General features: G+C 63.8%; 28 protein-coding genes. 25 read left to right on the forward strand and 3 right to left on the reverse strand.

Annotated features, from left to right (window positions below; genetic code table 11):
- The first annotated feature begins 43 nt into the window (after positions 1 to 43).
- Positions 44 to 3943, forward strand: a complete 3900-nt coding sequence (locus D4765_RS04610; protein WP_136641088.1) for a DNA-directed RNA polymerase subunit beta' — start codon at positions 44 to 46, stop codon at positions 3941 to 3943.
- 85 nt (positions 3944 to 4028) lie between these two features.
- On the opposite strand, the gene D4765_RS04615 is transcribed toward D4765_RS04610, so the two are convergent.
- Both D4765_RS04615 and D4765_RS04620 read right to left on the reverse strand, forming a co-directional pair.
- Positions 4029 to 5234 (reverse strand): FAD-dependent oxidoreductase, encoded by a 1206-nt coding sequence (locus D4765_RS04615; protein WP_237280260.1) that lies wholly within the window; start codon positions 5232 to 5234, stop codon positions 4029 to 4031.
- A complete protein-coding gene (locus D4765_RS04620; protein WP_136641090.1) occupies positions 5227 to 6204 on the reverse strand; it encodes a spermidine synthase in 978 nt (325 codons plus the stop codon). Before D4765_RS04620 ends, D4765_RS04615 begins: the two co-directional genes overlap by 8 nt.
- 202 nt (positions 6205 to 6406) lie before the next feature.
- On the opposite strand from D4765_RS04620, the gene D4765_RS04625 reads away from it, so the two are divergent.
- From D4765_RS04625 to D4765_RS04655, 7 genes are all read left to right on the forward strand, one after another.
- The gene (locus D4765_RS04625) at positions 6407 to 7831 is read left to right on the forward strand and encodes a tetraspanin family protein (protein WP_136641091.1); all 1425 of its coding nucleotides are present in this window, start codon (positions 6407 to 6409) and stop codon (positions 7829 to 7831) included.
- A 35-nt stretch (positions 7832 to 7866) separates the two neighbouring features.
- The gene (locus D4765_RS04630) at positions 7867 to 8442 is read left to right on the forward strand and encodes a hypothetical protein (protein ID WP_136641092.1); all 576 of its coding nucleotides are present in this window, start codon (positions 7867 to 7869) and stop codon (positions 8440 to 8442) included.
- A gap of 349 nt (positions 8443 to 8791) precedes the next feature.
- The gene (gene rpsL / locus D4765_RS04635; protein ID WP_104242432.1) at positions 8792 to 9166 is read left to right on the forward strand and encodes a 30S ribosomal protein S12; all 375 of its coding nucleotides are present in this window, start codon (positions 8792 to 8794) and stop codon (positions 9164 to 9166) included.
- Positions 9166 to 9636, forward strand: coding sequence for a 30S ribosomal protein S7 (gene rpsG / locus D4765_RS04640; protein WP_136641093.1), 471 nt, complete (start codon positions 9166 to 9168; stop codon positions 9634 to 9636). The genes rpsL and rpsG overlap by 1 nt, the downstream gene beginning before the upstream one ends.
- A 104-nt stretch (positions 9637 to 9740) precedes the next feature.
- Positions 9741 to 11858, forward strand: a complete 2118-nt coding sequence (gene fusA, locus D4765_RS04645) for an elongation factor G (protein ID WP_136641094.1) — start codon at positions 9741 to 9743, stop codon at positions 11856 to 11858.
- A gap of 115 nt (positions 11859 to 11973) precedes the next feature.
- Positions 11974 to 13164, forward strand: coding sequence for an elongation factor Tu (tuf, locus tag D4765_RS04650; RefSeq protein WP_136641095.1), 1191 nt, complete (start codon positions 11974 to 11976; stop codon positions 13162 to 13164).
- 155 nt (positions 13165 to 13319) lie between these two features.
- Positions 13320 to 14285, forward strand: a complete 966-nt coding sequence (locus tag D4765_RS04655) for a DNA topoisomerase IB (protein ID WP_136641096.1) — start codon at positions 13320 to 13322, stop codon at positions 14283 to 14285.
- A gap of 110 nt (positions 14286 to 14395) precedes the next feature.
- Here the strand turns inward: D4765_RS04655 and D4765_RS04660 are convergent, their stop codons facing one another.
- Positions 14396 to 14869: a winged helix-turn-helix transcriptional regulator gene (locus D4765_RS04660; RefSeq protein WP_136641097.1), complete on the reverse strand. Its 474-nt coding sequence runs from the start codon at positions 14867 to 14869 to the stop codon at positions 14396 to 14398.
- Positions 14870 to 14932: 63 nt separating this feature from the next.
- Here D4765_RS04660 and D4765_RS04665 point away from each other — a divergent pair, with 63 nt between their 5' ends.
- The 17 genes from D4765_RS04665 (at position 14933) to rplF (ending at position 24384) form a co-directional block, all read left to right on the forward strand.
- Positions 14933 to 16159, forward strand: coding sequence for an MFS transporter (locus D4765_RS04665; protein ID WP_237280261.1), 1227 nt, complete (start codon positions 14933 to 14935; stop codon positions 16157 to 16159).
- Positions 16160 to 16497: 338 nt separating this feature from the next.
- Positions 16498 to 16806, forward strand: a complete 309-nt coding sequence (rpsJ, locus tag D4765_RS04670) for a 30S ribosomal protein S10 (protein WP_104242452.1) — start codon at positions 16498 to 16500, stop codon at positions 16804 to 16806.
- Positions 16807 to 16831: 25 nt separating this feature from the next.
- The gene (gene rplC / locus D4765_RS04675; protein WP_136641098.1) at positions 16832 to 17488 is read left to right on the forward strand and encodes a 50S ribosomal protein L3; all 657 of its coding nucleotides are present in this window, start codon (positions 16832 to 16834) and stop codon (positions 17486 to 17488) included.
- A 3-nt stretch (positions 17489 to 17491) separates the two neighbouring features.
- Positions 17492 to 18181, forward strand: coding sequence for a 50S ribosomal protein L4 (gene rplD / locus D4765_RS04680; RefSeq protein WP_136641099.1), 690 nt, complete (start codon positions 17492 to 17494; stop codon positions 18179 to 18181).
- Positions 18178 to 18477: a 50S ribosomal protein L23 gene (gene rplW / locus D4765_RS04685; protein ID WP_136641100.1), complete on the forward strand. Its 300-nt coding sequence runs from the start codon at positions 18178 to 18180 to the stop codon at positions 18475 to 18477. Before rplD ends, rplW begins: the two co-directional genes overlap by 4 nt.
- 23 nt (positions 18478 to 18500) lie before the next feature.
- A complete protein-coding gene (rplB, locus tag D4765_RS04690; RefSeq protein WP_136641101.1) occupies positions 18501 to 19340 on the forward strand; it encodes a 50S ribosomal protein L2 in 840 nt (279 codons plus the stop codon).
- Positions 19341 to 19351: 11 nt separating this feature from the next.
- Positions 19352 to 19633 carry a 30S ribosomal protein S19 gene (gene rpsS / locus D4765_RS04695; protein ID WP_104242462.1) on the forward strand — a complete coding sequence of 94 codons (282 nt, stop codon included), beginning with the start codon at positions 19352 to 19354 and terminating at the stop codon, positions 19631 to 19633.
- Positions 19634 to 19658: 25 nt separating this feature from the next.
- Positions 19659 to 20057 (forward strand): 50S ribosomal protein L22, encoded by a 399-nt coding sequence (gene rplV / locus D4765_RS04700; protein ID WP_136641102.1) that lies wholly within the window; start codon positions 19659 to 19661, stop codon positions 20055 to 20057.
- Positions 20057 to 20863, forward strand: a complete 807-nt coding sequence (rpsC, locus tag D4765_RS04705; RefSeq protein ID WP_136641103.1) for a 30S ribosomal protein S3 — start codon at positions 20057 to 20059, stop codon at positions 20861 to 20863. The genes rplV and rpsC overlap by 1 nt, the downstream gene beginning before the upstream one ends.
- Positions 20864 to 20865: 2 nt before the next feature.
- Entirely contained in the window at positions 20866 to 21285 is a 420-nt protein-coding gene (rplP, locus tag D4765_RS04710) for a 50S ribosomal protein L16 (protein WP_136641104.1), read from the forward strand.
- A complete protein-coding gene (rpmC, locus tag D4765_RS04715) occupies positions 21285 to 21626 on the forward strand; it encodes a 50S ribosomal protein L29 (protein ID WP_136641105.1) in 342 nt (113 codons plus the stop codon). Before rplP ends, rpmC begins: the two co-directional genes overlap by 1 nt.
- The gene (gene rpsQ, locus D4765_RS04720; protein ID WP_136641106.1) at positions 21626 to 21940 is read left to right on the forward strand and encodes a 30S ribosomal protein S17; all 315 of its coding nucleotides are present in this window, start codon (positions 21626 to 21628) and stop codon (positions 21938 to 21940) included. The genes rpmC and rpsQ overlap by 1 nt, the downstream gene beginning before the upstream one ends.
- A 32-nt stretch (positions 21941 to 21972) precedes the next feature.
- Positions 21973 to 22344: a 50S ribosomal protein L14 gene (gene rplN / locus D4765_RS04725; protein ID WP_136641107.1), complete on the forward strand. Its 372-nt coding sequence runs from the start codon at positions 21973 to 21975 to the stop codon at positions 22342 to 22344.
- A 2-nt stretch (positions 22345 to 22346) separates the two neighbouring features.
- Positions 22347 to 22706 (forward strand): 50S ribosomal protein L24, encoded by a 360-nt coding sequence (gene rplX / locus D4765_RS04730; protein ID WP_136641108.1) that lies wholly within the window; start codon positions 22347 to 22349, stop codon positions 22704 to 22706.
- Positions 22706 to 23311, forward strand: a complete 606-nt coding sequence (rplE, locus tag D4765_RS04735) for a 50S ribosomal protein L5 (RefSeq protein ID WP_136641109.1) — start codon at positions 22706 to 22708, stop codon at positions 23309 to 23311. Before rplX ends, rplE begins: the two co-directional genes overlap by 1 nt.
- 131 nt (positions 23312 to 23442) lie before the next feature.
- Positions 23443 to 23841, forward strand: a complete 399-nt coding sequence (rpsH, locus tag D4765_RS04740; protein WP_136641110.1) for a 30S ribosomal protein S8 — start codon at positions 23443 to 23445, stop codon at positions 23839 to 23841.
- Between the two features lie 6 nt (positions 23842 to 23847).
- On the forward strand, positions 23848 to 24384 hold the full coding sequence (rplF, locus tag D4765_RS04745) for a 50S ribosomal protein L6 (protein WP_136641111.1): 537 nt from the start codon (positions 23848 to 23850) through the stop codon (positions 24382 to 24384).
- The last annotated feature ends 1 nt before the right edge of the window (position 24385 follow it).

Genomic DNA, 24385 nt, shown 5'->3' on the forward strand with positions numbered 1-24385 from the left:
CCTGAACGAAAACTGTAACTTCCTAATTTCAGGAGAATATAAATTGCTCGACGTTACAACTTTTGACGAACTGCGAATCGGTCTCGCTACGGCAGACGACATTCGCAAGTGGTCGCACGGTGAGGTCAAGAAGCCCGAGACGATCAACTACCGCACGCTGAAGCCTGAGAAAGACGGTCTCTTCGGAGAACAGATCTTCGGCCCGAGCCGTGACTGGGAGTGCTCGTGCGGCAAGTACAAGCGAGTGCGCTTCAAAGGCATCGTCTGTGAGCGCTGTGGCGTAGAGGTCACGAAGTCGTCGGTGCGCCGTGAGCGCATGGGTCACATCGAACTCGCCGCCCCGGTCACCCACATCTGGTACTTCAAGGGCGTTCCCTCGCGCCTCGGCTACCTGCTCGACATGGCTCCGAAAGACCTCGAGAAGGTCATCTACTTCGCTGCCTACATGATCATCTCGGTCGACGTCGATGCTCGTCACGAAGACATGCCCGGCCTCGAGAACGAACTGCGTCTCGAGATCAAGGCCCTGTCTGACCAGCGCGACAGCCGCATTGCCGACCGCCTCCAGAAGCTCGAGACCGATCTTGCTGCCCTCGAGGCAGAAGGCGCCAAGAGCGACCAGAAGCGCCGCACCAAAGATGCAGCCGAGAAGGAGATGGGTCAGGCCCGCAAGTCGTTCGACGAGCAGATCGCCCAGCTCGAGCGCGTGTGGGAAGACTTCCGCAGCCTCAAGGTCGGCGAACTGAAGCCCGAAGACTCCGTCTTCCACGAGCTTCAAGACCGCTACGGACAGTACTTCGAGGCCTACATGGGCGCCGAGGCGATCAAGAAGCGCCTCGAAGCCTTCGACCTCGCCACCGAATCAGACACGCTGCACCTGCAGATCTCTGAGGGCAAGGGCCAGAAGAAGATCCGCGCCATCAAGCGCCTCCGGGTCGTCAACTCGTTCCTGATCACCGGCAACTCGCCGGCCGCCATGGTTCTCGACGTGGTGCCTGTCATCCCGCCGGAGCTTCGCCCGATGGTTCAGCTCGACGGTGGGCGTTTCGCGACGTCTGACCTCAACGACCTCTACCGCCGCGTGATCAACCGCAACAACCGCCTTCGCCGCCTGCTCGACCTCGGTGCCCCCGAGATCATCGTGAACAACGAGAAGCGCATGCTGCAAGAGGCTGTGGATGCCCTGTTCGACAACGGTCGTCGTGGCCGCCCCGTCACGGGTACGGGCAACCGCGCCCTGAAGTCCCTGAGCGACATGCTCAAGGGAAAGCAGGGTCGGTTCCGCCAGAACCTGCTCGGCAAGCGCGTCGACTACTCGGGCCGTTCGGTCATCATCGGTGGCCCTCAGCTCAAGCTGCACCAGTGTGGTCTGCCCAAGCAGATGGCACTCGAGCTGTTCAAGCCCTTCGTCATCAAGCGCCTGATCGACCTGAGCCACGCTCAGAACATCAAGGCCGCGAAGCGTATGGTCGAGCGCAGCCGTCCCCAGGTGTGGGATGTTCTCGAAGAGATCATCCGTGAGCGCCCGGTCATGCTGAACCGTGCACCCACGCTTCACCGTCTGGGTATCCAGGCGTTCGAGCCTCAGCTCGTCGAGGGTAAGGCCATCCAGCTGCACCCGCTCGTCTGCACCGCGTTCAACGCAGACTTCGACGGCGACCAGATGGCCGTTCACCTTCCGTTGTCGGTCGAGGCCCAGGCCGAGGCGCGCATCCTGATGCTCGCGTCGAACAACATCCTGAAGCCCTCTGACGGTCGCCCCGTGACCCTGCCCACGCAGGACATGATCATCGGCCTGCACCACCTCACGACGCTGAAAGAGGGAGTGACCGGCGAAGGCCGTGCATTCTCGAGCGTCGCCGAGGCGATTCTGGCCAACGACCAGGGCACGCTCGACCTCAACGCCAAGGTGCGCATCCGCCTCACGAACATCACGTTCGCCGAGGGGGAGGTGCCCGAAGGCGCCCTGCTGGCCGAAGGCAACCACGCTCCCGGCGTGACCCTGGTGACGACCACACTTGGCCGCGCGCTGTTCAATGAGACGCTCCCCGTGGGGTACCCCTACGTCGAAGCAGTCGCCGACAAGGGTCACATCTCGACCATCGTCAACGACCTCGCTGAGCGCTACCCGAAGGTTGAAGTTGCTGCTGCACTCGACCGCATCAAGGATGCCGGTTTCTACTGGGCTACCCGCTCAGGCGTCACCGTTGCTCTCTCTGACGTTCTCACCCCGCCGAACAAGCGCGAGATCGTTCTGCAGTACGAGAAGCTCGCCGCCAAGGTGCAGTCGCAGTACGAGAAGGGCCTCACCACCGACGCCGAGCGTCGCCAGGAGCTCATCCAGATCTGGACCAAAGCGACCGAAGACGTCGCCGAGGCCATGCAGGCGAACTTCCCGGCCGACAACACCATCAACCGCATGGTGACCTCTGGTGCTCGTGGTAACTGGCTGCAGATCCGCAACATTGCGGGTATGCGTGGCCTGGTGAACAACCCGAAGGGTGAGATCATCCCTCGCCCGATCATCTCGTCGTACCGTGAAGGCCTCTCAGTTGCTGAGTACTTCATCGCGACGCACGGTGCTCGCAAGGGGCTGGCTGACACTGCTCTGCGTACGGCTGACTCGGGGTACCTCACCCGTCGTCTGGTCGATGTCTCGCAAGACGTCATCATTCGCGAAGACGACTGTGGCACCACCAAGGGTCTCGACCTGCCGATCGCCGCGCTCGACGCGTCGGGCGTGCTGGTCGCCGACTCGAACGTCGAGAACTCGGTGTTCGCCCGGAGCCTCGCTGCAGACGCAGTGGATGCCCAGGGTACGGTCGTGGCCGAAGCCGGCGAAGACATCGGTGACGTGCTCATCGACAAGCTCGTCGAGGCTGGTGTCGAGAACATCAAGGTGCGCTCGGTTCTGACCTGCGAGTCGGCCGTCGGTGTGTGTGCTGCCTGCTACGGTCGCTCGCTCGCCACTGGTCTGCTGGTCGACATCGGAGAGGCCGTCGGCATCATCGCCGCACAGTCGATCGGTGAGCCCGGCACCCAGCTGACCATGCGTACCTTCCACACGGGTGGTTCTGCATCGGCTGATGACATCACGCAGGGTCTGCCTCGCGTTCAGGAGCTCTTCGAAGCGCGTACCCCCAAGGGTGCGTCGCCCATCGCAGAAGCTTCGGGCCGCATCACCATCGAAGACACCGACCGCAGCCGCAAGCTGATTCTGACGCCCGACAACGGCGACGAAGCAATTGCCTACCCGGTTCTGAAGCGTGCCAGCCTTCTCATCGAAGACGGCGATCACGTCGAGCTCGGCATGCAGCTGCACGTCGGCGCGATCGACCCGAAAGAGGTTCTGCGAGTGCGTGGCGTTCGCGCCGTGCAGGAGCACCTCGTCGGTGGCGTTCAGGGTGTCTACCGCTCGCAGGGTGTGCCCATCCACGACAAGCACATTGAGGTCATCGTTCGACAGATGCTCCGCAAGGTGACCGTCGTCGACCACGGTGACACCGATCTGCTGCCGGGTGAGCTCGTTGACCGCCAGCGTTACAACATCCTCAACCGCGAGGCACTGACCGAGGGTCGCAAGACCGCTTCGGCCCGTCAAGAAGTCATGGGTATCACCAAGGCTTCGCTCGCGACCGAGTCATGGCTGAGCGCCGCTTCCTTCCAGGAGACCACGCGTGTTCTCACGCAGGCCGCCATGGAGGGCAAGAGCGACCCGCTGGTCGGCCTCAAAGAGAACGTCATCATCGGAAAGCTCATCCCGGCCGGAACCGGCCTTCAGAAGTACCGCAACGTCACCGTTGAGGCAACCGAAGAGGCCAAGGCCGAGCGCTACCCGAACCGCATCTTCACAGATGACGCGGTGTTCTCCGAAGCTGATCTGTCGTTCGTCGACTTCGACAGCTTCTCGAGCGACGACTACACCCCCGGTACGTACAACTAACCGGTCGTAGTCTGCACACAGAGGGCCCCTTCGCTTCGGCGGAGGGGCCCTCTGTTGTTCTGTACGTCAGTTGTTGTTCTGTGCATCAGGCGGGTTCCGGATGCCCGGGGTGCTGCAGGGCATCCAGAACCTGCAGCGCAACCAGCCGCCCGGCCCGATTTGCCCCAATGGTCGAGGCCTGGGGCCCGTAGCCCGCGAGAAAGACGCGGGGGTCGCGAAGCGAACGACCCCGTTCGACAGCGACTCCTCCGCTCTGCTCGCGGAGCTTCAGCGGCGCGAGATGCGAGAGTTCGGCCCGAAACCCGGTGGCCCAGATGATGGCATCGGCCGGTTCGAAGCTGCCGTCTGCGAAGTGCACACCGCCGGATTCGATGCGGCTGAACGGGGGGCGTGCCACAAGGGTGCCGCGTGCGACGGCAGCTCGGTTGCGTTCGGTGGCCGGCAGCCCGGTGCCGCTGATGATGCTCGGCAGCACCCGCCCCGCCCGCGCTGCCTCGTCTTGTTCGGCCACGGCCGCGAGTCGGCCCTCGAGGTTCTTGTCGTCGTCGACAAACTCGACCGGGCGCCGTGTCACCCACGTTGTGTGCGCCGCGATGCCCTCGAGTTCGAGCACGAATCCGGTGGCGGAGGTGCCGCCACCGACCACGATCACCCGTTTGCCGGCGAAATGCTGGGCGTCGCGAAACTGAGGGGTGCCGATCTGTTCGCCCGCAAAGGTTTCGGCTCCCGGGTAGTACGGGCGAAAGGGAGTTGCCCAGGTTCCGCTGGCGTTCACGAGCACGTCGGTGTCGATGGTGTCGCGGTCGGTAGAGACGTGGATGCGGAGGCGGCGGCTCTCATCGGGCGCGTCGGTGACGCTCGTCACTTCGACGGGGCGGAACACCGCGAGGCCGAAGAACTCCTCATACCGTCGGTAGTACTCGCCCACTACATCGCGCGCGGCGCGGCCGTGGTCAGCCGTGTCGAAGCTCAGACCGAGCTCGCTCATGCCGGGCAGGTCGTTGACCCGGTGCGCGGTTCCGAGGCGCAACGACTCCCAACGGAACTGCCACGCGCCGCCAGCGCCTGGCCCGCGGTCGAGCAGCACCAGGTCGGTGCCCGGGGTGAGCCCGCGGCGGCGCAGATGGTAGGCCACCGAGAGGCCGGCCTGGCCTGCTCCGACGATGACGACGCGGGCGCTGCGAGGGAGAGTGGCGGGTCTGCCCGCACGGTCAGGGTGCGGTGAAGGGTGGGCGTGCGGCCCGGGGGAGGCTGCGCTGGGAGGCTGCTCGGCCGCGGTGGGCTCAGGCACGGGCATCCGGAGCCGGAGCGGGAGCGGGAGTCGGAAATGGTACGGGAGCCGGAACCTCGCCGGAGATCAGAGCCGGGCGCGAGGCATCGGCGACGGTGGGCGCACATGCGTTCTGTGCGTGGGCGAGAGCGGCGGGGTGGCGGCTGGTGGTCGGGCAGGGCGGGTTCGTGGCAGCGTCGGTCATGGGGATGTGACCGGCGATGAAGTGGTCGAGGTCGGGCGGGCCGGTGAGGCCGCTGGGGTGTGGTCCGGCTGAGCGCAGTGTGGAGCGCAGGTCGAGCAGACGCTCACCTCGCGAGGCGACGACCACGGCGTTGCCCTCTGCGCCGTTGCTGACGACATCGGTGGGGCCGAGCACGAGAACGTTCGGTGTCACTGCCAACAGTGTTGCCGTCTGCGCGCGCGCGATGGCCATTCCTTCGTCGTCTGCCACATTGACAGCGACGACACCCTCGTCGGTGAGCAGTGCGACGACCTGTTCGAAGAACTCGACCGTGCGTACCTGGGGAGGAGTCGTGGCGCCCGAATACACGTCGACCACAATGAGGTCGAACGGTGCGACTCCGGATGCCCACACCAGGCCCGCGCGTGCGTCATCGGTTCGTACAGACACCCGGGTGCCGGGGTCGAGCGGCAGAGACGCCAGCACGAACGGAACCAGGTTCACCTCGCGCTCGAGCACGAACTGCTCGGAGCCGGGCCGAGTGCCCCCGATGTACCGCGCCAGACTGAGCGCACCGGCTCCCAGGTGCAACACCCGGATCGGCTGCCCCGGGGGCTTCAGCAGGTCGCTCACATTCGCGATGCGGCGCAGGTAGTCGTACAACAGCCGCGTCTGGTCGGCAACGAACACGTGCGACTGGGGGAGGCCGTCGACCAACAGGGTGAACCCGCCCGAGGCGAAGGTGTCGGGCGTGATCACGGCGGTCAGGCCGCTCGGCGAGAGCGTCAGAGTCGGTTCGGTGCCCACGAATCGAGCCTAGCCGCGCGGGAGCGGTGCCGGGTCGCAGTCGCATGCCGCGTTGGGATGCCGCGGTCGAGAACGGCTCGTCGCCTCTTCGCAGCCGAGCCGCGCGTGAATCCCGGCCGGAGCGGCCCCGAATTGTTAGAGTGTGGCTGCGGCACACCTGCCGACGCCCAGCGGCCCCCGCGGCCCGTGAAGGAGTTGCACCATGAGCACCGACGACAGAAGCGCCTCCGACGCCGCCTCGACCGCAGGCGAGCACCCCACGCATCCCGCCGCTTCCGAGCCCTCTGCTTCCGAGCCCTCGGCGTTCCCTGATGCGGATGCTCCCCGCTACGACCCGGCGTCTACGGCGTCTACCCCGGCTGGCACGGAGCTGGCTGCACCGGGAGAGCCTGCTGTGCCGGAGTCGGACGCGGAGTCGCACGCGGAGTCGACTGAGGCCGCGCCGGTGGCGCCCGCGGAGTCGACTGAGGCCGCGCCGGCCGCACCGACCGACGGGCGTGAGGCTGAGGCTCCAAGAAGCCACGCTCCGATGGCTGACGCTCCGGTGGCTGGCGCATCGATGGCTGACGCTCCGGTGGCTGGCGCATCGATGGCTGATGCACCGATGGCTGACGCACCGATCGCCGAGCCGCTCGCGCCGGCCAGCGAAGTGTTCGAGGTGCCCAGCGCACCGGCTGTCGCGCCGCGCTGGGCGACACCCGCACCCGAAGAACACGCCGTGGCGTACCCGGCGGAGGCGTACGTCCGGCCGCCAGCGAACCCGTACCCCGCCGCCGGCGCTGCTGCGGCAGCGGCCGTCGCAACTGGCACAGCTGGTGCTGCCGGGGCCGGAGCCACCGGTGCCGGTGCTATTGGCGCCGCCGTGAACGGTGCCGGCTCACCGCCCATCGCTCCTGCCCCCGTTTCGCCCGCTGCCTACGCTCAGCCCCAGCCCACCGAAGCGCTGGGATCACCTGGCGCTCCCGTGCCTCCTGGCTCCGCCGGTGCGCAGCCCCAGGCCTCGTACCTCCCACCGGGCTACGTCGCTCCGACCACCGTCATGACGCCCGTGCTGACGCCCCCGAAGAAGCGCAGCAACCGCGCCGCCGGCACACTCATCGCGCTCATCGGCGCCCTCGTTTTCGCGATCGTCTACGCGCTGGTCGGCGCGGTCATCCTCGCTTTCACGGTCACCACCACGCGGCTGCCCGAAGTCATGAGCCAGTTCGTCAGCAGCCCCGCTTTCTTCGTGCCGGTGATCTTCTTCGCAATCGCTCTCATCCTGGTCGTGCTGATCGTCAATCGCGCGAACTGGTGGGCGTATGTCCTCGGCGGCTTCCTCGTCGCAGTGGTCGTGTACGGAGCAGCCATCCTGGGTGCCCTGCTCGCCGTTCAGGCCTGGACGTTCAGCGCCGACCAGGCCGCCGCGTTCGTACGGTCGCTCGTGATGGATCCGCTCACCCTCGCTGCGGCGATCGTCGCCCGTGAGGTTCCCATCTGGGTGGGTGCGTGGATCAGCTCGCGCGGCCGCAAACTGAAAGCACGCAATGCAGCTGACCGTGAAGAGTACGACCGCGCGGTCGCCGACGCTGCCGAGCAGCAGGCGCAAGCCTCAGCTGTGTACGCAAACGGGCAGTACACCGCATAACCGACAAAGCCTCATTACTGCGCTATGCTGAGCGCGTGAAGAAGGTCATCATCATTGGCGCGGCCGTGGTCGTGGTCGTCGCTGTGCTCGTTGTGCTCTCGCTCACCCTGTCGCCCGTGACGCGCGAACCCACGAGCGCGCCATCGGCGCTGGCGTCCACCGCGCCTGCCTCCACAGCTGCATCATCGACAGCTGCACCCTCGACAGCTGCACCCTCGACAGCGACGACAGCGACGAAGGCGGGTACGGCACCGGATGCACCGGGCTCGACTGTCGCAGCAACCAGTAGTTCCGCTGCCCCCGTCTTCACCTCGTGGTCTGCGTCGCCCTCGGTCACCTGCCCGGTGGTCGGGGCGGGCCCGGCCGGCGGTACGGCATCCTCTCCGATGGTCTCGCTGGGGTGGAAGAGCGCGGGTGCCACCAGCGCTTTCGTCGGCGTCGACACACCGGATGCCCAGGCCGCGCCGTACGCCGAGGTGCCCCCCTCAGGCAGTACTTCGCTCGAGTTTCCGTGCCCCGAGTTGACGCAGACGTACACCGTCACGCTTGTCGGCCCCGGGGGTAAACTGAATAAGGCGGTCACCGTCACCAACGCCGGGTATCGCGGTTAGCGAACGCCGGGCATCCGGAGCCGCTGTCATTTGACCCGAGGCTACCCAGCGGCTAATATTCTTTGAGTGTGCGCTTTGTCGTGCTCTCGTGCCGTGCCCGGTTCTTATCCAAGAACTGATCTCGGTTCCGGGCCAGACATCTTCACGCAAAGCAGGGCGTGATCGTTCAGTTCGAATGACCAGCCCCCACGGCATACCTACCCCCGACATTCTGAAGAGTCTCTTTGCAGAGGCTCCGCGGTCTGCAAGTAGGTCCAAATGAACTCGACACACGAGGCGAAAGCTTCGCCGCGTTCGAATGCTAATCAGTAGCAGCTGTCACCGTGCAGTAAACACAAGGAGTTATGTAGTGCCTACCATTCAGCAGCTGGTCCGTAAGGGCCGAACGCGCAAGGTCACGAAGACCAAAGCGCCTGCTCTCAAGTCGAACCCGCAGCAGCGCGGCGTGTGCACCCGTGTGTACACCACCACGCCCAAGAAGCCGAACTCGGCTCTTCGCAAAGTTGCTCGCGTCAAGCTCTCCAACGGTACTGAGGTCACGGCCTACATTCCCGGTGAAGGCCACAACCTGCAGGAGCACTCGATGGTGCTCGTTCGCGGCGGTCGTGTGAAAGACCTGCCCGGCGTGCGTTACAAGATCGTTCGCGGCGCCCTCGACACCCAGGCTGTCAAGAACCGCAAGCAGGCTCGCAGCCGTTACGGCGCGAAGATGGAGAAGAAGTAATGCCTCGCAAAGGACCAGCTCCCAAGCGTCCCGTTGTCGCTGACCCCGTCTACGGCGCACCCATCGTCAGCCAGCTCGTCAACAAGATTCTTCTTGATGGCAAGAAGGGCCTCGCCGAGCGCATCGTCTACGACGCACTCGAAGGCGTTTCGAGCAAGAACGGTGCCGACGCTGTCGTCACCCTGAAGAAGGCGCTCGACAACGTGCGCCCGACCATCGAGGTCAAGAGCCGCCGCGTCGGTGGCTCGACCTACCAGGTGCCCGTCGAGGTCAAGCCTCACCGTGCAAACACCCTGGCTCTGCGTTGGCTCACCACCTACGCGAAGGGTCGTCGTGAGAAGACCATGACCGAGCGTCTCACCAACGAGATTCTCGACGCCTCGAACGGGCTCGGAGCGGCAGTCAAGCGCCGTGAAGACACCCACAAGATGGCCGAGTCGAACAAGGCTTTCGCGCACTACCGCTGGTAGACAGTTCCATTTGTGTTTGGTTCGCCCGGCGGCGCTGGGCGAACCAAACACGTATAAAGCTCCACTGGCGCTTTATCCTTTAGCAATCCAATCGGAGGAAATCCGTGGCACAGGACGTGCTTACCGACCTGAACAAGGTCCGCAACATCGGCATCATGGCCCACATCGATGCCGGCAAGACCACCACCACCGAGCGCATCCTGTTCTACACGGGTATCACTCACAAGATCGGTGAAGTCCACGATGGTGCAGCCACCATGGACTGGATGGCGCAGGAGCAAGAGCGCGGCATCACCATCACGTCTGCAGCTACCACGTGTTTCTGGAACAACAACCAGATCAACATCATCGACACCCCCGGCCACGTCGACTTCACGGTCGAGGTCGAGCGCTCGCTTCGCGTGCTCGATGGCGCGGTCGCTGTCTTCGACGGTAAAGAGGGCGTCGAGCCCCAGTCGGAGACCGTCTGGCGTCAGGCCGACAAGTACGACGTGCCCCGCATCTGCTTCGTCAACAAGATGGACAAGCTGGGCGCCGACTTCTACTTCACCGTCGATACCATCGTGAAGCGCCTCGGCGCCCGCCCGCTGGTCATTCAGCTGCCCATCGGTGCTGAGTCGAACTTCGAAGGCGTCGTCGACCTGGTCGAGATGCGTGCACTCACCTGGCGCGGCGACTCCAAGGGTGACGTCGAGCTCGGTGCGAAGTACGAGATCGAAGAGATCCCCGCCGACCTGGCTGAGCTCGCCGCGGAGTACCGCGAGAAGCTCATCGAGGTCGTTGCTGAGACCAGCGACGAGCTGCTCGAGCGTTACCTCGTCGGCGACGTCGACTTCTCGGTCGCAGACATCAAGGCGGCCATCCGCAAGCTCACCGTCAACAGCGAGATCTACCCGGTGCTGTGTGGTTCGGCGTTCAAGAACCGCGGCGTGCAGCCCATGCTCGATGCCGTCGTCGACTACCTGCCGAGCCCGCTCGACGTGCCGAGTGTCGAAGGTCATGACGTTCGCGACGAGGAGATCATCATCTCCCGCGGTGCGAACTCGACCGACCCGTTCGCGGCTCTCGCGTTCAAGGTCGCGGTTCACCCGTTCTTCGGCCGCCTGACGTACATTCGCGTGTACTCGGGTCACGTTGACTCTGGCGCGCAGATCATCAACGCGACCAAGGGCAAGAAAGAGCGCATCGGCAAGATCTTCCAGATGCACGCGAACAAGGAGAACCCGGTGGCCTCGGTCACCGCGGGTCACATCTACGCGGTCATCGGTCTGAAAGACACGACCACGGGTGACACCCTCGCCGACCCGCAGCACCCCGTCGTGCTCGAGTCGATGACGTTCCCCGAGCCCGTCATCGAGGTGGCCATCGAGCCGAAGACGAAGGCTGACCAGGAGAAGTTGGGCCTGGCCATCCAGAAGCTGGCCGAAGAAGACCCGACCTTCCGCACCGAGCAGAACCAGGACACCGGCCAGACGGTCATCAAGGGTATGGGTGAGCTTCACCTCGATATCCTGGTCGACCGCATGCGCCGCGAGTTCAACGTCGAGGCGAACGTCGGCAAGCCCCAGGTTGCGTACCGCGAGACGATTCGTCGTATCGTCGACAAGCACGACTACACCCACAAGAAGCAGACGGGTGGGTCGGGCCAGTTCGCCAAGATCCAGATCTCGATCGAGCCTCTTGAGGTCACCGCCGACACGATCTACGAGTTCGTGAACAAGACCTCGGGTGGCCGCGTGCCGCGCGAGTACATTCCTTCGGTTGACCAGGGCTTCCAGGCGGCAATGGCCGTCGGTGTGCTCGCCGGTTACCCGATGGTCGGTGTCAAGGGAATTCTCCTCGACGGTGCCTCGCACGATGTCGACTCGTCAGAAATGGCGTTCAAGATCGCCGGAACGATGGCATTCAAGGAGGCTGCCCGCAAGGCGCAGCCCGTTCTTCTCGAGCCGCTGATGGCTGTTGAGGTTCGTACTCCTGAGGAGTACATGGGTGACGTCATCGGTGACCTGAACTCGCGCCGTGGGCAGATCCAGTCAATGGATGACGCCACCGGCGTGAAGGTCATCCGTGCAAATGTCCCGCTGAGCGAGATGTTCGGTTACGTGGGCGACCTGAGGAGCAAAACCTCAGGGCGCGCCGTGTACTCGATGACGTTTGACAGCTACGCGGAGGTTCCGAAGGCAGTTGCCGACGAGATCATCCAGAAGAACAAGGGCGAGTAGCCCTACCGTTATCTGGCCCTCCCGGGCCTAGTAATATATCTACATAACACCCCGCCGAGCAGCCGGTCGAAACCATCGATCGGCCGCTCAGCATGAGAGTCCTGAGGAGGACCCAGTGGCCAAGGCCAAGTTCGAGCGGACAAAGCCGCACGTAAACGTCGGAACAATCGGTCACGTTGACCACGGAAAGACCACGCTCACCGCGGCGATTTCCAAGGTCTTGGCTGACAAGTACCCGGCGTTTAACAAAACCTTCAACTTCGATCAGATCGACTCTGCTCCCGAAGAGAAGCAGCGCGGCATCACGATCAACATCTCGCACATCGAGTACGAGACCGAGAAGCGCCACTACGCGCACGTTGACGCCCCCGGTCACGCTGACTACATCAAGAACATGATCACCGGTGCTGCTCAGATGGATGGCGCGATTCTCGTCGTCGCGGCCACTGACGGCCCGATGGCTCAGACTCGTGAGCACGTTCTTCTTGCTCGCCAGGTCGGCGTTCCGTACCTGCTCGTCGCCCTGAACAAGGCTGACGCTGTTGACGACGAAGAGATCCTTGAGCTCGTTGAGCTCGAGGTTCGCGAGCTCCTCTCGAGCCAGAACTTCGACGGCGACAACGCTCCGGTCATCCGGGTGTCGGCACTCAAGGCGCTCGAGGGCGACCCCGAGTGGACCAAGTCGATCGAAGAGCTGATGGACGCGGTTGACGCTTCCATCCCCGATCCGATCCGCGACAAAGACAAGCCCTTCCTCATGCCGATCGAGGATGTGTTCACGATCACCGGTCGTGGAACCGTCGTCACCGGCCGCGCCGAGCGCGGAACCCTCGCCATCAACTCCGAGGTCGAGATCGTCGGCATCCGCCCGACGCAGAAGACCACGGTCACCGGTATCGAGATGTTCCACAAGCAGCTCGACGAGGCATGGGCCGGCGAGAACTGTGGTCTGCTTCTTCGTGGCACCAAGCGCGAAGATGTCGAGCGCGGCCAGGTCGTCGTCAAGCCCGGTTCGGTTACCCCGCACACCGGCTTCGAGGGCACCGCGTACATCCTGTCGAAAGACGAGGGTGGCCGTCACAACCCGTTCTACACGAACTACCGCCCGCAGTTCTACTTCCGCACCACCGACGTCACCGGCGTCATCACGCTGCCCGAGGGCACCGAGATGGTCATGCCCGGCGACACCACCGACATCAGCGTTGAGCTCATTCAGCCCATCGCTATGGAGGAGGGCCTCGGCTTCGCTATCCGTGAGGGTGGCCGCACCGTCGGCGCCGGCACGGTGACCAAGGTCACCAAGTAGTTCCTGCGTAAATGGTTCGCCCTTCGGGCGACACCAACAGCTCTTGTAGCTCAAGAAGGGCCGCACTCCTCCGGGGGTGCGGCCCTTCTTCGCGTTTCCGGGTACCGGCCGGAGGTGAGGGTATAGGGGTAGCGTGAAGGGGTGGTGAGTGCGAAATGAGGCTCCGGCGGAGCGACCTGGCAGGCAAAGGCTTCCGGCGGGTGCGGGCCGGCACGAGGTTCACGTATCGAGACCCGAGTGGTGAGGTTCTGCGCGACGCCGAGCTGCGGGAGCGCATCCGGAGCCTCGGCATACCGCCGGCCTGGGAGGACGTGTGGATCGCACCCCACCCGAACGGCCACATTCAGGCGACCGGTATCGATGGCGCGGGGCGGCGGCAGTACATCTATCATCCGACCTGGCGCGAGCAGAAAGACCGCATCAAGTTCGACAGGGCGCTGAGCCTGGCCGAGGCGCTGCCGACGGCGAGACGCAAAGTGACCCTCGATCTGCGCCGCGAACAACCCGACCGAGAACGTGCGTTGGCGGCGGGCTTCCGGATGCTCGACACTGGCTCTCTGCGGGTAGGAAGCGAGCGCTACGCCGCCGAACACGGCAGCCGGGGCCTGTCGACCCTGTTGTGCGCGCACGCCTCGGTGCACGGTGACACGATCCATCTGGAGTTTCCTGCGAAGAGTGGCAAAGACTGGGCGTCAGACATTCGCGACGCCGAGCTTGCGGCGGTCATCCGGGGCCTGAAGCGGCGCGGGCCGCACGCGCATCTGCTGGCGTTCAAGGAGAAGGGGCGCTGGCACCCGGTTTCCGGCCCGGACATCAACGAGTATGTGCGCGCGCAGACCGGGGGAGAGTTCACGGCGAAAGACTTTCGCACCCTGCACGGAACCGCCGCTGCCGCAGTGAGTCTCGCGAAGTCGGGCCCGCAGCAGAGTGCCAGGGCCCGTAGTGCGGCACTGTCGCAGGCCATGCGCGATGCGGCGAGCGTACTCAGCAATACGCCCACGATCGCGCGCGCGAGCTACGTCGACCCGCGCCTCGTCGACAGGTTCGCCGAGGGTCGTACGATCGACCCGGCGCGCCTCGGTTCGGTCGAATCGGAGCTGCGCGCGCTGCTCTTCGAGTAGGCCGGCGCTCGGAACGGCCGAAGTGGTCGATTGAGGTACGGCACTTGCCCGGTTTCCGGCCGTGGCGGCGGGCGAAACCCGTACCCTAACTCAGCGAGCGGGGTGGGGGGCTACCAGGTGCGGGCGGCGGGGCCCCGGGCGATTTCGACCGCCGCCTCGTCGAGGAGGTCGCCATCGTCGGAGACGAGGGCCAGGGATGCGTGCCGACCGGTGCCGACCTCCTGCACCACTGACACCACTCCGCCCGGGAACGGGTTGTACTCGTCGCTCCACTGCTGAAGCGCGATCAACACCAGCTTCAGCGATCGCCCACGCTCGGTGAGGTGGTAGCTGAACCTCTCACGGGCCCCCTCCTCTCGATACGAACGGCGCTCGAGCACACCAGCCTCGACCAGAGTGCCGAGGCGTGCCGTGAGCACATCGCTCGGGATGCCCAGCTCATCCCGGAACTCGGAGAACCTGCTCTGCCCGCGCAGGGCGTTGCGAATGATCAGCAGCGACCACTTTTCACCGAGCAGGTCGAGGCTCCGATGGATGGAGCACGCGTGTTCTGTCGCCGGGCGAGTCGAACGGGGGGAAGCCATGACCCAACAATAGATCCGATGCCCTAACTTGGCAATTCCAACTGAGGGTCATAGGCTCAGCTCATGACCGCTCTGCACACGACCCCGAGAAAACGCACACTGTCGAAGAGGGGAACCTTCTGGGCATCTGCCTCGGTGCTGGCGCTCTGCCTCTGGGCGAGTGGTGCGCCGTCGGTGCTGTACCCGTCGTACGCGGCCGAGTGGCACCTGTCGGCGGCGGTCATCACCACGGTCTTCGCGACGTACCCTGTGGCGCTGTTGGTGGTTCTGCTCGTCTTCGGCAGCATCTCCGACACCATCGGGCGCCGAAACGCCATGCTGATCGGAGTCGGCCTGATTCTCATCTCGGCCTTCGCCTTCGTGCTCGCCCCCGATGTGCTCTGGTTGTACGTCGGCCGGGCATTGCAGGGCGCCGGGGCCGGCTTCGCCATCGGCGCCGCCAGCGCCTCGCTCGTCGAGAACAACACCTCGTCGAATACGCGCCTGCCAAGCTCGCTGACCACGGTCTCCACGGCGCTCGGCCTGACCCTCGCGCTCGTGCTCTCGGGCGCCCTCGCCCAGTACGCTCCGCTGCCGCAGGAGCTCAGCTACATTCTGCTGATCGCTCTGAGTGCCGCGGTCTTCGTCGCGGTGTACCTCACCCCGCGCCGGCCGGCTGGCGCCCGAAAGCCCTGGCGCCCGCAGGCGATCCATGTGCCCGTCGGAGTGCGCCGCGTATTCGTGGTCTCTGCTCTCTCGGTGTCGCTGGCCTACTCGGTGGGCGCCCTCTTCCTCTCGCTCGGCGCCTCGATCGCTCGCGACCTGACGGGCACCACGAACCTGCTGGCGGTCGGCGGGCTGCTCGCCGTCTCGGCGGTGATGATCGGTCTGACCGCCCTGGTGCTGCAGCGCATCCATTCGCACGTCGCCGTCATTCTGGGGGCCGTGCTGAGCCTCGCGGGCCTGGCGCTGCTCGAATTGACCGCAGGATCGGGCTCGCTCGTTCTCTTTCTGCTCTGGTGCATCGTCGGCGGCGCGGGCTATTCTCTGGCGTTCATGGGTGGCCTCGCCCTCGTCAACAAGACCTCCGAACCCCGCCACCGGGGCGCGACGCTCTCGGGCGTCTACCTCGTGTCGTATCTCTTTCAGGCGCTCACCGCCGTCGGAGCAGGCCTCATAGCAACCAGTCTCACCCTCACCGTTTCAGTCGATGTCGTGTCGCCCATCGTGGGCGTTCTGGCCCTGGTCGTCGGGGTTCTGGCTGTCGTAGACTGGCGGCTCCGGATGCTCGCCGCAGGCCTCACCGCGTAACCAGGTCTGCCCCTCCGATGCCAGCGCTGGCGCGACACGCCGCCGCGACACGCCCGGGTTGCACGTACCCCTCAACCTGTGGCAGAATCTTCTAGTTCGGTATTGCGAGTGAACTGTGCCCGCATCACCACCAGGCAGTGCATAGCTATAGGCCTTCAGGTCTTGTAGGGCTAGGCCGCGGGTGGCAGAACACAGCTTGATAAATCCCCTCCCCAACGCGCGATTACTGTTGCGCGCTTCGGGCTGGGCTTTTGAAACAAGAACAGTGTAATCGCGTCCAATGCGACGAGGGCCAATTGCCCGAGCGTAAGACGCAAGACAAGAGAGACGAGTCAAACATGGCGGGACAAAAGATCCGCATTCGACTTAAGTCGTACGACCACGAGGTCATCGACAGCTCGGCGCGCAAGATCGTCGACACAGTCACGCGTGCAGGTGCAACCGTAGTGGGCCCCGTGCCGCTGCCGACCGAGAAGAACGTCATCGCGGTCATCCGTTCGCCTCACAAGTACAAAGACAGCTTCGAGCACTTCGAGAAGCGCACCCACAAGCGCCTCATCGACATCATCGACCCGACGCCCAAGGCTGTCGACTCACTGATGCGCCTCGACCTTCCGGCCGATGTCAACATCGAGATCAAGCTCTGAGCCGGCTAGGGAGCTAAGAATTCACATGGCAACTTCTACAAAGACTTCCAAGGGCCTGCTGGGCATCAAGCTCGGCATGACCCAGGTGTGGGATGAGAACAACCGTCTCATCCCCGTCACCGTCGTTCAGGTCACCCCGAACGTCGTGACCCAGATCCGTACCCCCGAGGTCGACGGCTACGAAGCCGTTCAGATCGCGGCCGGCCAGATCGACCCCCGCAAGGTGAACAAGCCCGCGACCGGTCACTTCGACAAGGCTGGCGTCACGCCTCGCCGTCACGTCACCGAGATCCGCACCGCTGACGCCGCTGAGTACACCGTCGGTCAAGAACTGACCGTCGACGGTGTCTTCGAAGCCGGCAAGAAGGTCGACGTCGTCGGCACCAGCAAGGGCAAGGGCTTCTCCGGTGTTATGAAGCGTCACAACTTCAAGGGTGTCTCGTCGTCTCACGGTTCGCACCGCAACCACCGCAAGCCCGGTTCCATCGGTGCTTCGTCGACCCCCAGCCGTGTCTTCAAGGGCATGCGCATGGCCGGTCGTATGGGTGGCGAGCGCGTCACCGTGCTGAACCTCGTCGTGCACTCGGTTGACGCCGAGAAGAACCTCATCCTCGTCAAGGGCGCCGTTCCCGGTGGCCGTGGCCGTCTCGTTTTCGTTCGTACCGCAGTGAAGGGGGCGTAGTCCATGACACTCACCAATGACGCCAATTCGGCAACTTCTGGTGCCAACACTTCAGTCGACATCATCGACGCGAATGGCCAGAAGGCAGGCTCGGTTGAGCTGCCCGCTGAGCTCTTCGATGTGCAGACCAACATCCCGCTCATCCACCAGGTCGTCGTCGCGCAGCTCGCTGCCGCACGCCAGGGTACTTCCAAGGTCAAGCGCCGTGGCGAGGTCTCCGGTGCCGGCCGCAAGCCGTTCAAGCAGAAAGGAACCGGTCGCGCCCGCCAGGGCTCGATCCGCGCTCCCCAGATGACCGGTGGTGGCATCGTGCACGGCCCGACTCCCCGCAGCTACGACCAGCGCACCCCCAAGAAGATGATCGCGGCAGCTCTGCTGGGTTCACTCTCTGACCGTGCCCGTGGCAGCCGCGTTCACGTCGTCGACTCGCTCACGCTCGGCCCGGTTCCGTCGACCAAGACGGCCATGGCCCTGCTCGAGCAGATAGCGACCAGCAAGCACGTTCTCGTGGTTGTCGAGCGCGGCGACGACATCGCCGTGAAGAGCGTTCGCAACGTTCCTGAGGTTCACGTGCTGACCTATGACCAGCTGAACGCCTACGACGTGCTGGTGAGCGACGACATCGTCTTCACCAAGGGTGCGATCGACGGCTTCATCTCCTCGAAGTCCAAGAAAGATGAGGTTGCAGCATGAGCGGCAACAACAAAGACCCCCGCGACATCATCATCTCGCCGGTCGTCTCCGAGAAGAGCTACGGCCTGATCGACGAGGGTAAGTACACGTTCATCGTTGCTCCCACGTCGAACAAGACCGAGATCAAGCTCGCGGTCGAGAAGATCTTCAACGTCGAGGTGGCTTCGGTCAACACGATGAACAAGATCGGCAAGACGCGTCGCACCAAGTTCGGCCTGGGTAAGCGCAAAGACACCAAGCGTGCCATTGTCACCCTGAAGTCCGGCACCATCGACATCTTCACGGCTGTTGGCTAAGTCGGAATCCAGAGGATAAAAACATGGCTATTCGCAAATACAAGCCGACTACCCCGGGTCGTCGCGGTTCTTCGGTCTCGGATTTCGCCGAGATCACCCGTACCACGCCCGAGAAGTCGCTGCTCCGCCCGCTTCCCAAGACCGGTGGTCGTAACAACGCCGGCCGCATCACGACCCGTCACATCGGTGGTGGCCACAAGCGCCAGTACCGCGTCATTGACTTCAAGCGCAATGACAAAGATGGCGTGAACGCCCGGGTCGCCGAGATCGAGTACGACCCGAACCGCACGGCTCGCATCGCACTGCTGCACTTCGTCGATGGCACCAAGCGTTACATCATCGCCCCGAACAAGCTGAGCCAGGGCGACATCATCGAGTCGGGTGCCGGCGCTGACATTAAGCCGGGCAACAACCTGCCCCTTCGCAACATCCCCGTGGGTACGGTCATCCACGCGATCGAACTGAAGCCGGGCGGCGGTGCCAAAATGGCACGCTCAGCCGGTGCATCCGTTCGTCTCGTGGCAAAAGACGGCCCCTACGCCCAGCTTCGTCTGCCCAGCGGTGAGATCCGCAATGTGGATGCTCGCTGCCGCGCAACGATCGGCGAGGTCGGCAACGCCGAGCAGTCGAACATCAACTGGGGAAAGGCCGGCCGCAAGCGCTGGTTGGGCATCCGCCCAACCGTTCGTGGTGTCGCGATGAACCCTGTCGACCACCCGCACGGTGGTGGTGAGGGCAAGACCTCCGGTGGTCGTCACCCGGTCAGCCCGTGGGGTCAAAAAGAAGGCCGCACCCGCCACATCAACAAAGAGAGCGACAAGCTCATCGTTCGTCGCCGTAATGTCGGCAAGAAGCGTAAGTAGGAGTCGAGAAGATGCCACGCAGTCTCAAGAAGGGCCCCTTCGTTGATGACCACTTGCTTCGCAAGGTTGTCGTACAGAACGAAGCTGGTTCGAAGAACGTCATCAAGACCTGGTCACGCCGGTCGATGATCATCCCAGCCATGCTGGGCCACACGATCGCCGTTCACGACGGTCGCAAGCACATCCCCGTGTTCATCACGGAGACCATGGTCGGTCACAAGCTCGGCGAGTTCTCGCCGACGCGTACCTTCCGCGGCCACGTGAAAGACGACAAGAAGGGTCGTCGCCGCTAACGCGGTGGCGAAAAGGAGGAGAGAAATGGTGGAGTCGACCGCACGCGTGCGTCACATCCGCGTCACCCCCATGAAAGCTCGTCGCGTCGTCAACTTGATTCGCGGCAAGCAGGCCATGGAGGCCCTGGCCATCCTGAAGTTCGCCCCGCAGGGCGCAAGCGAGCCTGTCTACAAGCTCGTTGCATCTGCCATCGCGAACGCCAAGGTCAAGGCCGATGCAAGCAACAGCTACCTCGACGAGCAAGACCTGTTCGTCTCGAGCGCTTTTGTCGATGAGGGTACGACCCTCAAGCGTTTTCAGCCCCGTGCACAGGGACGCGCATTCCAGATCCTGAAGCGCACCAGCCACATCACTGTCGTTCTCTCGACGCCCGATGAGGCCGCCGCCGTTGCACAGGGTTCCAAGAAGGCAGGAAAGAAGTAATGGGCCAGAAAGTAAACCCCTACGGTTTCCGTCTGGGCATCACGACCGACCACGTGTCGCGTTGGTTCTCTGACAGCACCAAAGTAGGCCAGCGTTACAGCGACTTCGTCGCCGAAGACGTGAAGATCCGCACCCTGCTCACGAAGAGCCTTGACCGTGCAGGCGTTGCCCGCATCGAGATCGAGCGCACCCGTGACCGTGTTCGTGTCGACATTCACACCGCCCGCCCGGGCATCGTGATCGGTCGCCGCGGCGCCGAAGCCGAGCGCATCCGTGCCGACCTCGAGAAGCTCACCAAGAAGCAGATCCAGCTGAACATCCTCGAGGTCAAGAACCCCGAAGCCGAAGCTCAGCTGGTCGCCCAGGGTATCGCCGAGCAGCTGAGCGCCCGTGTGGCGTTCCGTCGTGCAATGCGCAAGGGCCTGCAGGGCGCACAGCGCCTGCCCACCGTCAAGGGTGTTCGCATCCAGGTGTCGGGCCGTCTGGGTGGCGCAGAAATGAGCCGTTCAGAGTTCTACCGCGAAGGTCGCGTGCCTCTGCACACGCTGCGTGCCAACATCGACTACGGCTTCTACGAGGCCAAGACGACGTTCGGCCGTATCGGTGTGAAGGTCTGGATCTACAAGGGCGACATCACCAACAAGGAGCTTGCTCGCGAGCAGGCCAACCAGAAGTCATCGCGTCCCGAGCGTCGTGACGACCGCCGTGGCGGCGACGATCGTCGCCCCCCGCGCACGTCGGCACCGCGGTCTGACGCGCCCAAGGCAGATGCTGCCCCCGTGGCAGCAGCAGGAGTTGAGGCATAACCATGTTGATTCCCCGCAGAGTCAAGCACCGCAAGCAGCACCACCCCGGCCGTAGCGGCCAGGCAACCGGTGGCACCACCGTCTCGTTCGGCGAGTGGGGCATTCAGGCCCTCACGCCGGCCTATGTGACAAACCGCCAGATCGAGTCCGCTCGTATCGCCATGACGCGTCACATCAAGCGTGGTGGAAAGGTGTGGATCAACATCTACCCCGACCGCCCGCTCACGAAGAAGCCGGCCGAAACCCGCATGGGTTCCGGTAAGGGTAGCCCCGAGTGGTGGATCGCGAACGTCAAGCCCGGTCGCGTTCTCTTCGAGCTCTCCGGCGTCTCTGACGTCGTCGCTCGTGAGGCGCTCACCCGTGCAATTCACAAACTGCCTCTGAAGGCACGCATCATCAAGCGCGAGGAGGGCGACGCATAATGGCGATCGGTTCTAAAGAGCTCACCCCCGTCGAGCTCGACACATTCGAAGATTCACGTCTCGCAGAAGAGCTGCGGAAGGCAAAGGAAGAGCTGTTCAACCTGCGCTTCCAGTCGGCCACCGGCCAGCTCGAGAGCCACGGCCGCCTGCGCGCCGTGAAGCGCGACATTGCCCGCATCTACACGATCCTGCGCGAGCGCGAGCTGGGCATTCGTGCCACGCCCGTCGTCGTCGAGGTCGCACCAGCCGCGGCAGCGCCCAAGAAGACCAAAAAGGCCAAAGAGCCGGTTGCAGAAGATGCAGCCGAGCCCGAGGTCGAAGCAACTGAGGAGGCCAAATAATGGCTAAGACTGAGGCAGCAACCGCTGCACCCGTCGAGACCCCGGCCGAGGCAGTTGCCGAGGAGCGCGGTTACCGCAAGACCCGTCGTGGCTACGTCACCAGCGACAAGATGCAGAAGACCATTGTCGTTGAGGTCGAAGACCGCGTGAAGCACCCCCTGTACGGCAAGGTCATCCGCCGTACCTCCAAGGTGAAGGTGCACGACGAGGCCGGCGCTGCCGGTGTCGGCGACCTGGTGCTCATCTCCGAGACCCGTCCGCTGAGCGCCACGAAGCGCTGGCGCCTGGTCGAGATCCTCGAAAAGGCCAAGTAAGCGCCCCGCGCTTACTTACGTAAGGAGTAGAAGTGATTCAGCAGGAATCCCGGCTCAAGGTTGCCGACAACACCGGCGCCAAAGAGCTGCTGACCATCCGTGTACTCGGTGGATCAGGGCGTCGTTACGCGGGCCTCGGTGACGTCATCGTCGCCACCGTCAAAGATGCCATCCCCGGTGGCACCGTCAAGCGTGGAGATGTCGTCAAGGCGGTCATCGTGCGCGTCAAAAAAGAAACTCGTCGCGTTGACGGTTCTTACATCAAGTTCGACGAGAACGCAGCAGTCATCCTGCGCGCCAACGACAAGGAGCCTCGCGGCTCTCGCGTCTTCGGCCCGGTTGGCCGCGAGCTTCGCGACAAGAGCTTCATGAAGATCATCTCGCTGGCACCGGAGGTCATTTAATCATGGCGAACATCAAAAAGGGTGACGTCGTTCAGGTCATCACCGGCGCAACCCAGGCCCGCGGCGGAGACCGCGGCAAGCAGGGTCGTGTCATCGAGGTTCAGGTCGAGAAGAACCGTGTCATCGTCGAAGGCATCAACTTCGTCAAGAAGCACGTTCGCGTCGGCCAGACCCAGCGCGGCACCAAGACCGGTGGAATCGAGACCGTCGAGGCCCCGATCCACGTGTCGAACGTGGCGCTCATCGACCCCGAGACCAAGAAGCCCACTCGCGTCGGCTTCCGCGTCGAGCAGGTCACCAAAGATGGCGTGACCAAGAACGTTCGCGTTCGGTACGCCAAGAAGAGTGGAAAGGACCTGTAATGACTGACACCGCAACCGCATCGCCGGCTGGCGCTGCGTCTATTGCACGGCCCCAGCCGCGCCTGAAGCAGAAGTACCAGAGCGAGATCGTTCCCCAGCTCACGAAGGACTTCAGCTTCACGAACATCCACCAGGTTCCGGGCCTCATCAAGGTCGTTGTGAACACCGGTGTCGGTGAGGCAGCCCGCGACGGCAAGATCATCGATGGCGCCGTCAAAGATTTGACTGCCATCACCGGCCAGAAGCCTCAGGTCACCAAGGCTCGCAAGTCGATCGCCCAGTTCAAGCTTCGTGAGGGCCAGCCCATCGGCGCCCACGTCACGCTTCGTGGCGACCGTGCCTGGGAGTTCCTCGACCGGCTCCTGTCGCTCGCTCTTCCCCGTATTCGCGACTTCCGTGGTCTCTCCGACCGCCAGTTCGACGGCCAGGGAAACTATACGTTCGGTCTGACCGAGCAGTCGATGTTCCACGAGATCGACCAGGACAAGATCGACCGCGTTCGCGGTTTCGACATCACTGTCGTCACCACGGCGAAGAACGACGAGGAAGGCCGCGCGCTGCTCAAGGCGCTGGGCTTCCCGTTCCGCACCGCCGAGAACGCGTAGTACCTGCAACACCCGCTTCACCGCTTCACTGCAGTACAACGGGTTCAGCAATTCGGCTGAACCCGTCGAGACCACAGGTCGGCATCCCGTGTACGGGGTGTCGAAACCAGGCCAGAAAGGCACAAACCGTCATGACAATGACAGATCCGGTCGCAGACATGCTGACCAGACTGCGCAACGCTAACTCGGCTTTCCACGAATCCGTGTCGATGCCGCACAGCAAGCTCAAGTCACACATCGCAGACATTCTCAAGGCTGAGGGTTACATTGCAGCCTGGGATGTCAAAGACGCAGAGGTCGGCAAGACTCTGACGCTCTCCCTCAAATTTGGCCCGAACCGTGAGCGCTCCATCGCGGGCATCAAGCGCGTTTCGAAGCCGGGTCTTCGGGTCTACGCAAAGTCGACCGAGATCCCCACCGTTCTCGGTGGCCTCGGCGTCGCCATTCTCTCAACGTCGTCGGGTCTGCTGACCGACCGACAGGCCTCAAAGAAGGGCGTAGGTGGGGAAGTCCTCGCTTACGTTTGGTGATCACCGATGTCACGTATTGGAAGACTTCCCATCGCGATCCCTGCCGGGGTCGACGTGAAGATCGACGGCCAGGCCGTCACCGTCAAGGGCCCCAAGGGTGAGCTTTCGCTCGTCGTCAAGGCTCCCATCGAGGCGAAGGTCGAAGACGGCCAGGTGCTCGTCACCCGCCCCGACGACGAGCGCGAGTCGCGTTCGCTGCACGGTCTGACCCGCACGCTCATCGCGAACCAGATCATCGGGGTGACCGAGGGTTACACCAAGGGCCTCGAGGTCGTTGGTACCGGTTACCGCGTCGCTGCCAAGGGTGCGAACGTCGAGTTCGCACTCGGTTACTCACACTCCATCACCGTTGAGCCGCCCGCGGGCATCAGCTTCACGGTGGAGGGCGTCAACAAGCTCACTGTCAGCGGCATCGACAAGCAGGCCGTTGGCGAAGTAGCCGCAAACATTCGTAAGTTGCGCAAGCCTGAGCCCTACAAGGGCAAGGGTGTGCGCTACGCCGGCGAAGTTGTTCGTCGCAAGGCCGGAAAGAGCGGTAAGTAAT

Origin of the sequence: Subtercola vilae, assembly GCF_004923255.1 — a bacterium.
Lineage (GTDB): Bacteria > Actinomycetota > Actinomycetes > Actinomycetales > Microbacteriaceae > Subtercola > Subtercola vilae.

Coding starts and splice junctions, on each gene's coding strand:
- D4765_RS04625 (WP_136641091.1), top strand. CDS start 6,407: ATGAGCACCGACGACAGAAGCGCCTCCGACGCCGCCTCGACCGCAGGC.
- rpsG (WP_136641093.1), top strand. CDS start 9,166: ATGCCTCGCAAAGGACCAGCTCCCAAGCGTCCCGTTGTCGCTGACCCC.
- D4765_RS04655 (WP_136641096.1), top strand. CDS start 13,320: ATGAGGCTCCGGCGGAGCGACCTGGCAGGCAAAGGCTTCCGGCGGGTG.
- D4765_RS04660 (WP_136641097.1), bottom strand. CDS start 14,869: ATGGCTTCCCCCCGTTCGACTCGCCCGGCGACAGAACACGCGTGCTCC.
- D4765_RS04665 (WP_237280261.1), top strand. CDS start 14,933: ATGACCGCTCTGCACACGACCCCGAGAAAACGCACACTGTCGAAGAGG.
- rpsJ (WP_104242452.1), top strand. CDS start 16,498: ATGGCGGGACAAAAGATCCGCATTCGACTTAAGTCGTACGACCACGAG.
- rplC (WP_136641098.1), top strand. CDS start 16,832: ATGGCAACTTCTACAAAGACTTCCAAGGGCCTGCTGGGCATCAAGCTC.
- rplD (WP_136641099.1), top strand. CDS start 17,492: ATGACACTCACCAATGACGCCAATTCGGCAACTTCTGGTGCCAACACT.
- rplW (WP_136641100.1), top strand. CDS start 18,178: ATGAGCGGCAACAACAAAGACCCCCGCGACATCATCATCTCGCCGGTC.
- rplB (WP_136641101.1), top strand. CDS start 18,501: ATGGCTATTCGCAAATACAAGCCGACTACCCCGGGTCGTCGCGGTTCT.
- rpsS (WP_104242462.1), top strand. CDS start 19,352: ATGCCACGCAGTCTCAAGAAGGGCCCCTTCGTTGATGACCACTTGCTT.
- rplV (WP_136641102.1), top strand. CDS start 19,659: ATGGTGGAGTCGACCGCACGCGTGCGTCACATCCGCGTCACCCCCATG.
- rpsC (WP_136641103.1), top strand. CDS start 20,057: ATGGGCCAGAAAGTAAACCCCTACGGTTTCCGTCTGGGCATCACGACC.
- rplP (WP_136641104.1), top strand. CDS start 20,866: ATGTTGATTCCCCGCAGAGTCAAGCACCGCAAGCAGCACCACCCCGGC.
- rpmC (WP_136641105.1), top strand. CDS start 21,285: ATGGCGATCGGTTCTAAAGAGCTCACCCCCGTCGAGCTCGACACATTC.
- rpsQ (WP_136641106.1), top strand. CDS start 21,626: ATGGCTAAGACTGAGGCAGCAACCGCTGCACCCGTCGAGACCCCGGCC.
- rplX (WP_136641108.1), top strand. CDS start 22,347: ATGGCGAACATCAAAAAGGGTGACGTCGTTCAGGTCATCACCGGCGCA.
- rplE (WP_136641109.1), top strand. CDS start 22,706: ATGACTGACACCGCAACCGCATCGCCGGCTGGCGCTGCGTCTATTGCA.
- rpsH (WP_136641110.1), top strand. CDS start 23,443: ATGACAATGACAGATCCGGTCGCAGACATGCTGACCAGACTGCGCAAC.
- rplF (WP_136641111.1), top strand. CDS start 23,848: ATGTCACGTATTGGAAGACTTCCCATCGCGATCCCTGCCGGGGTCGAC.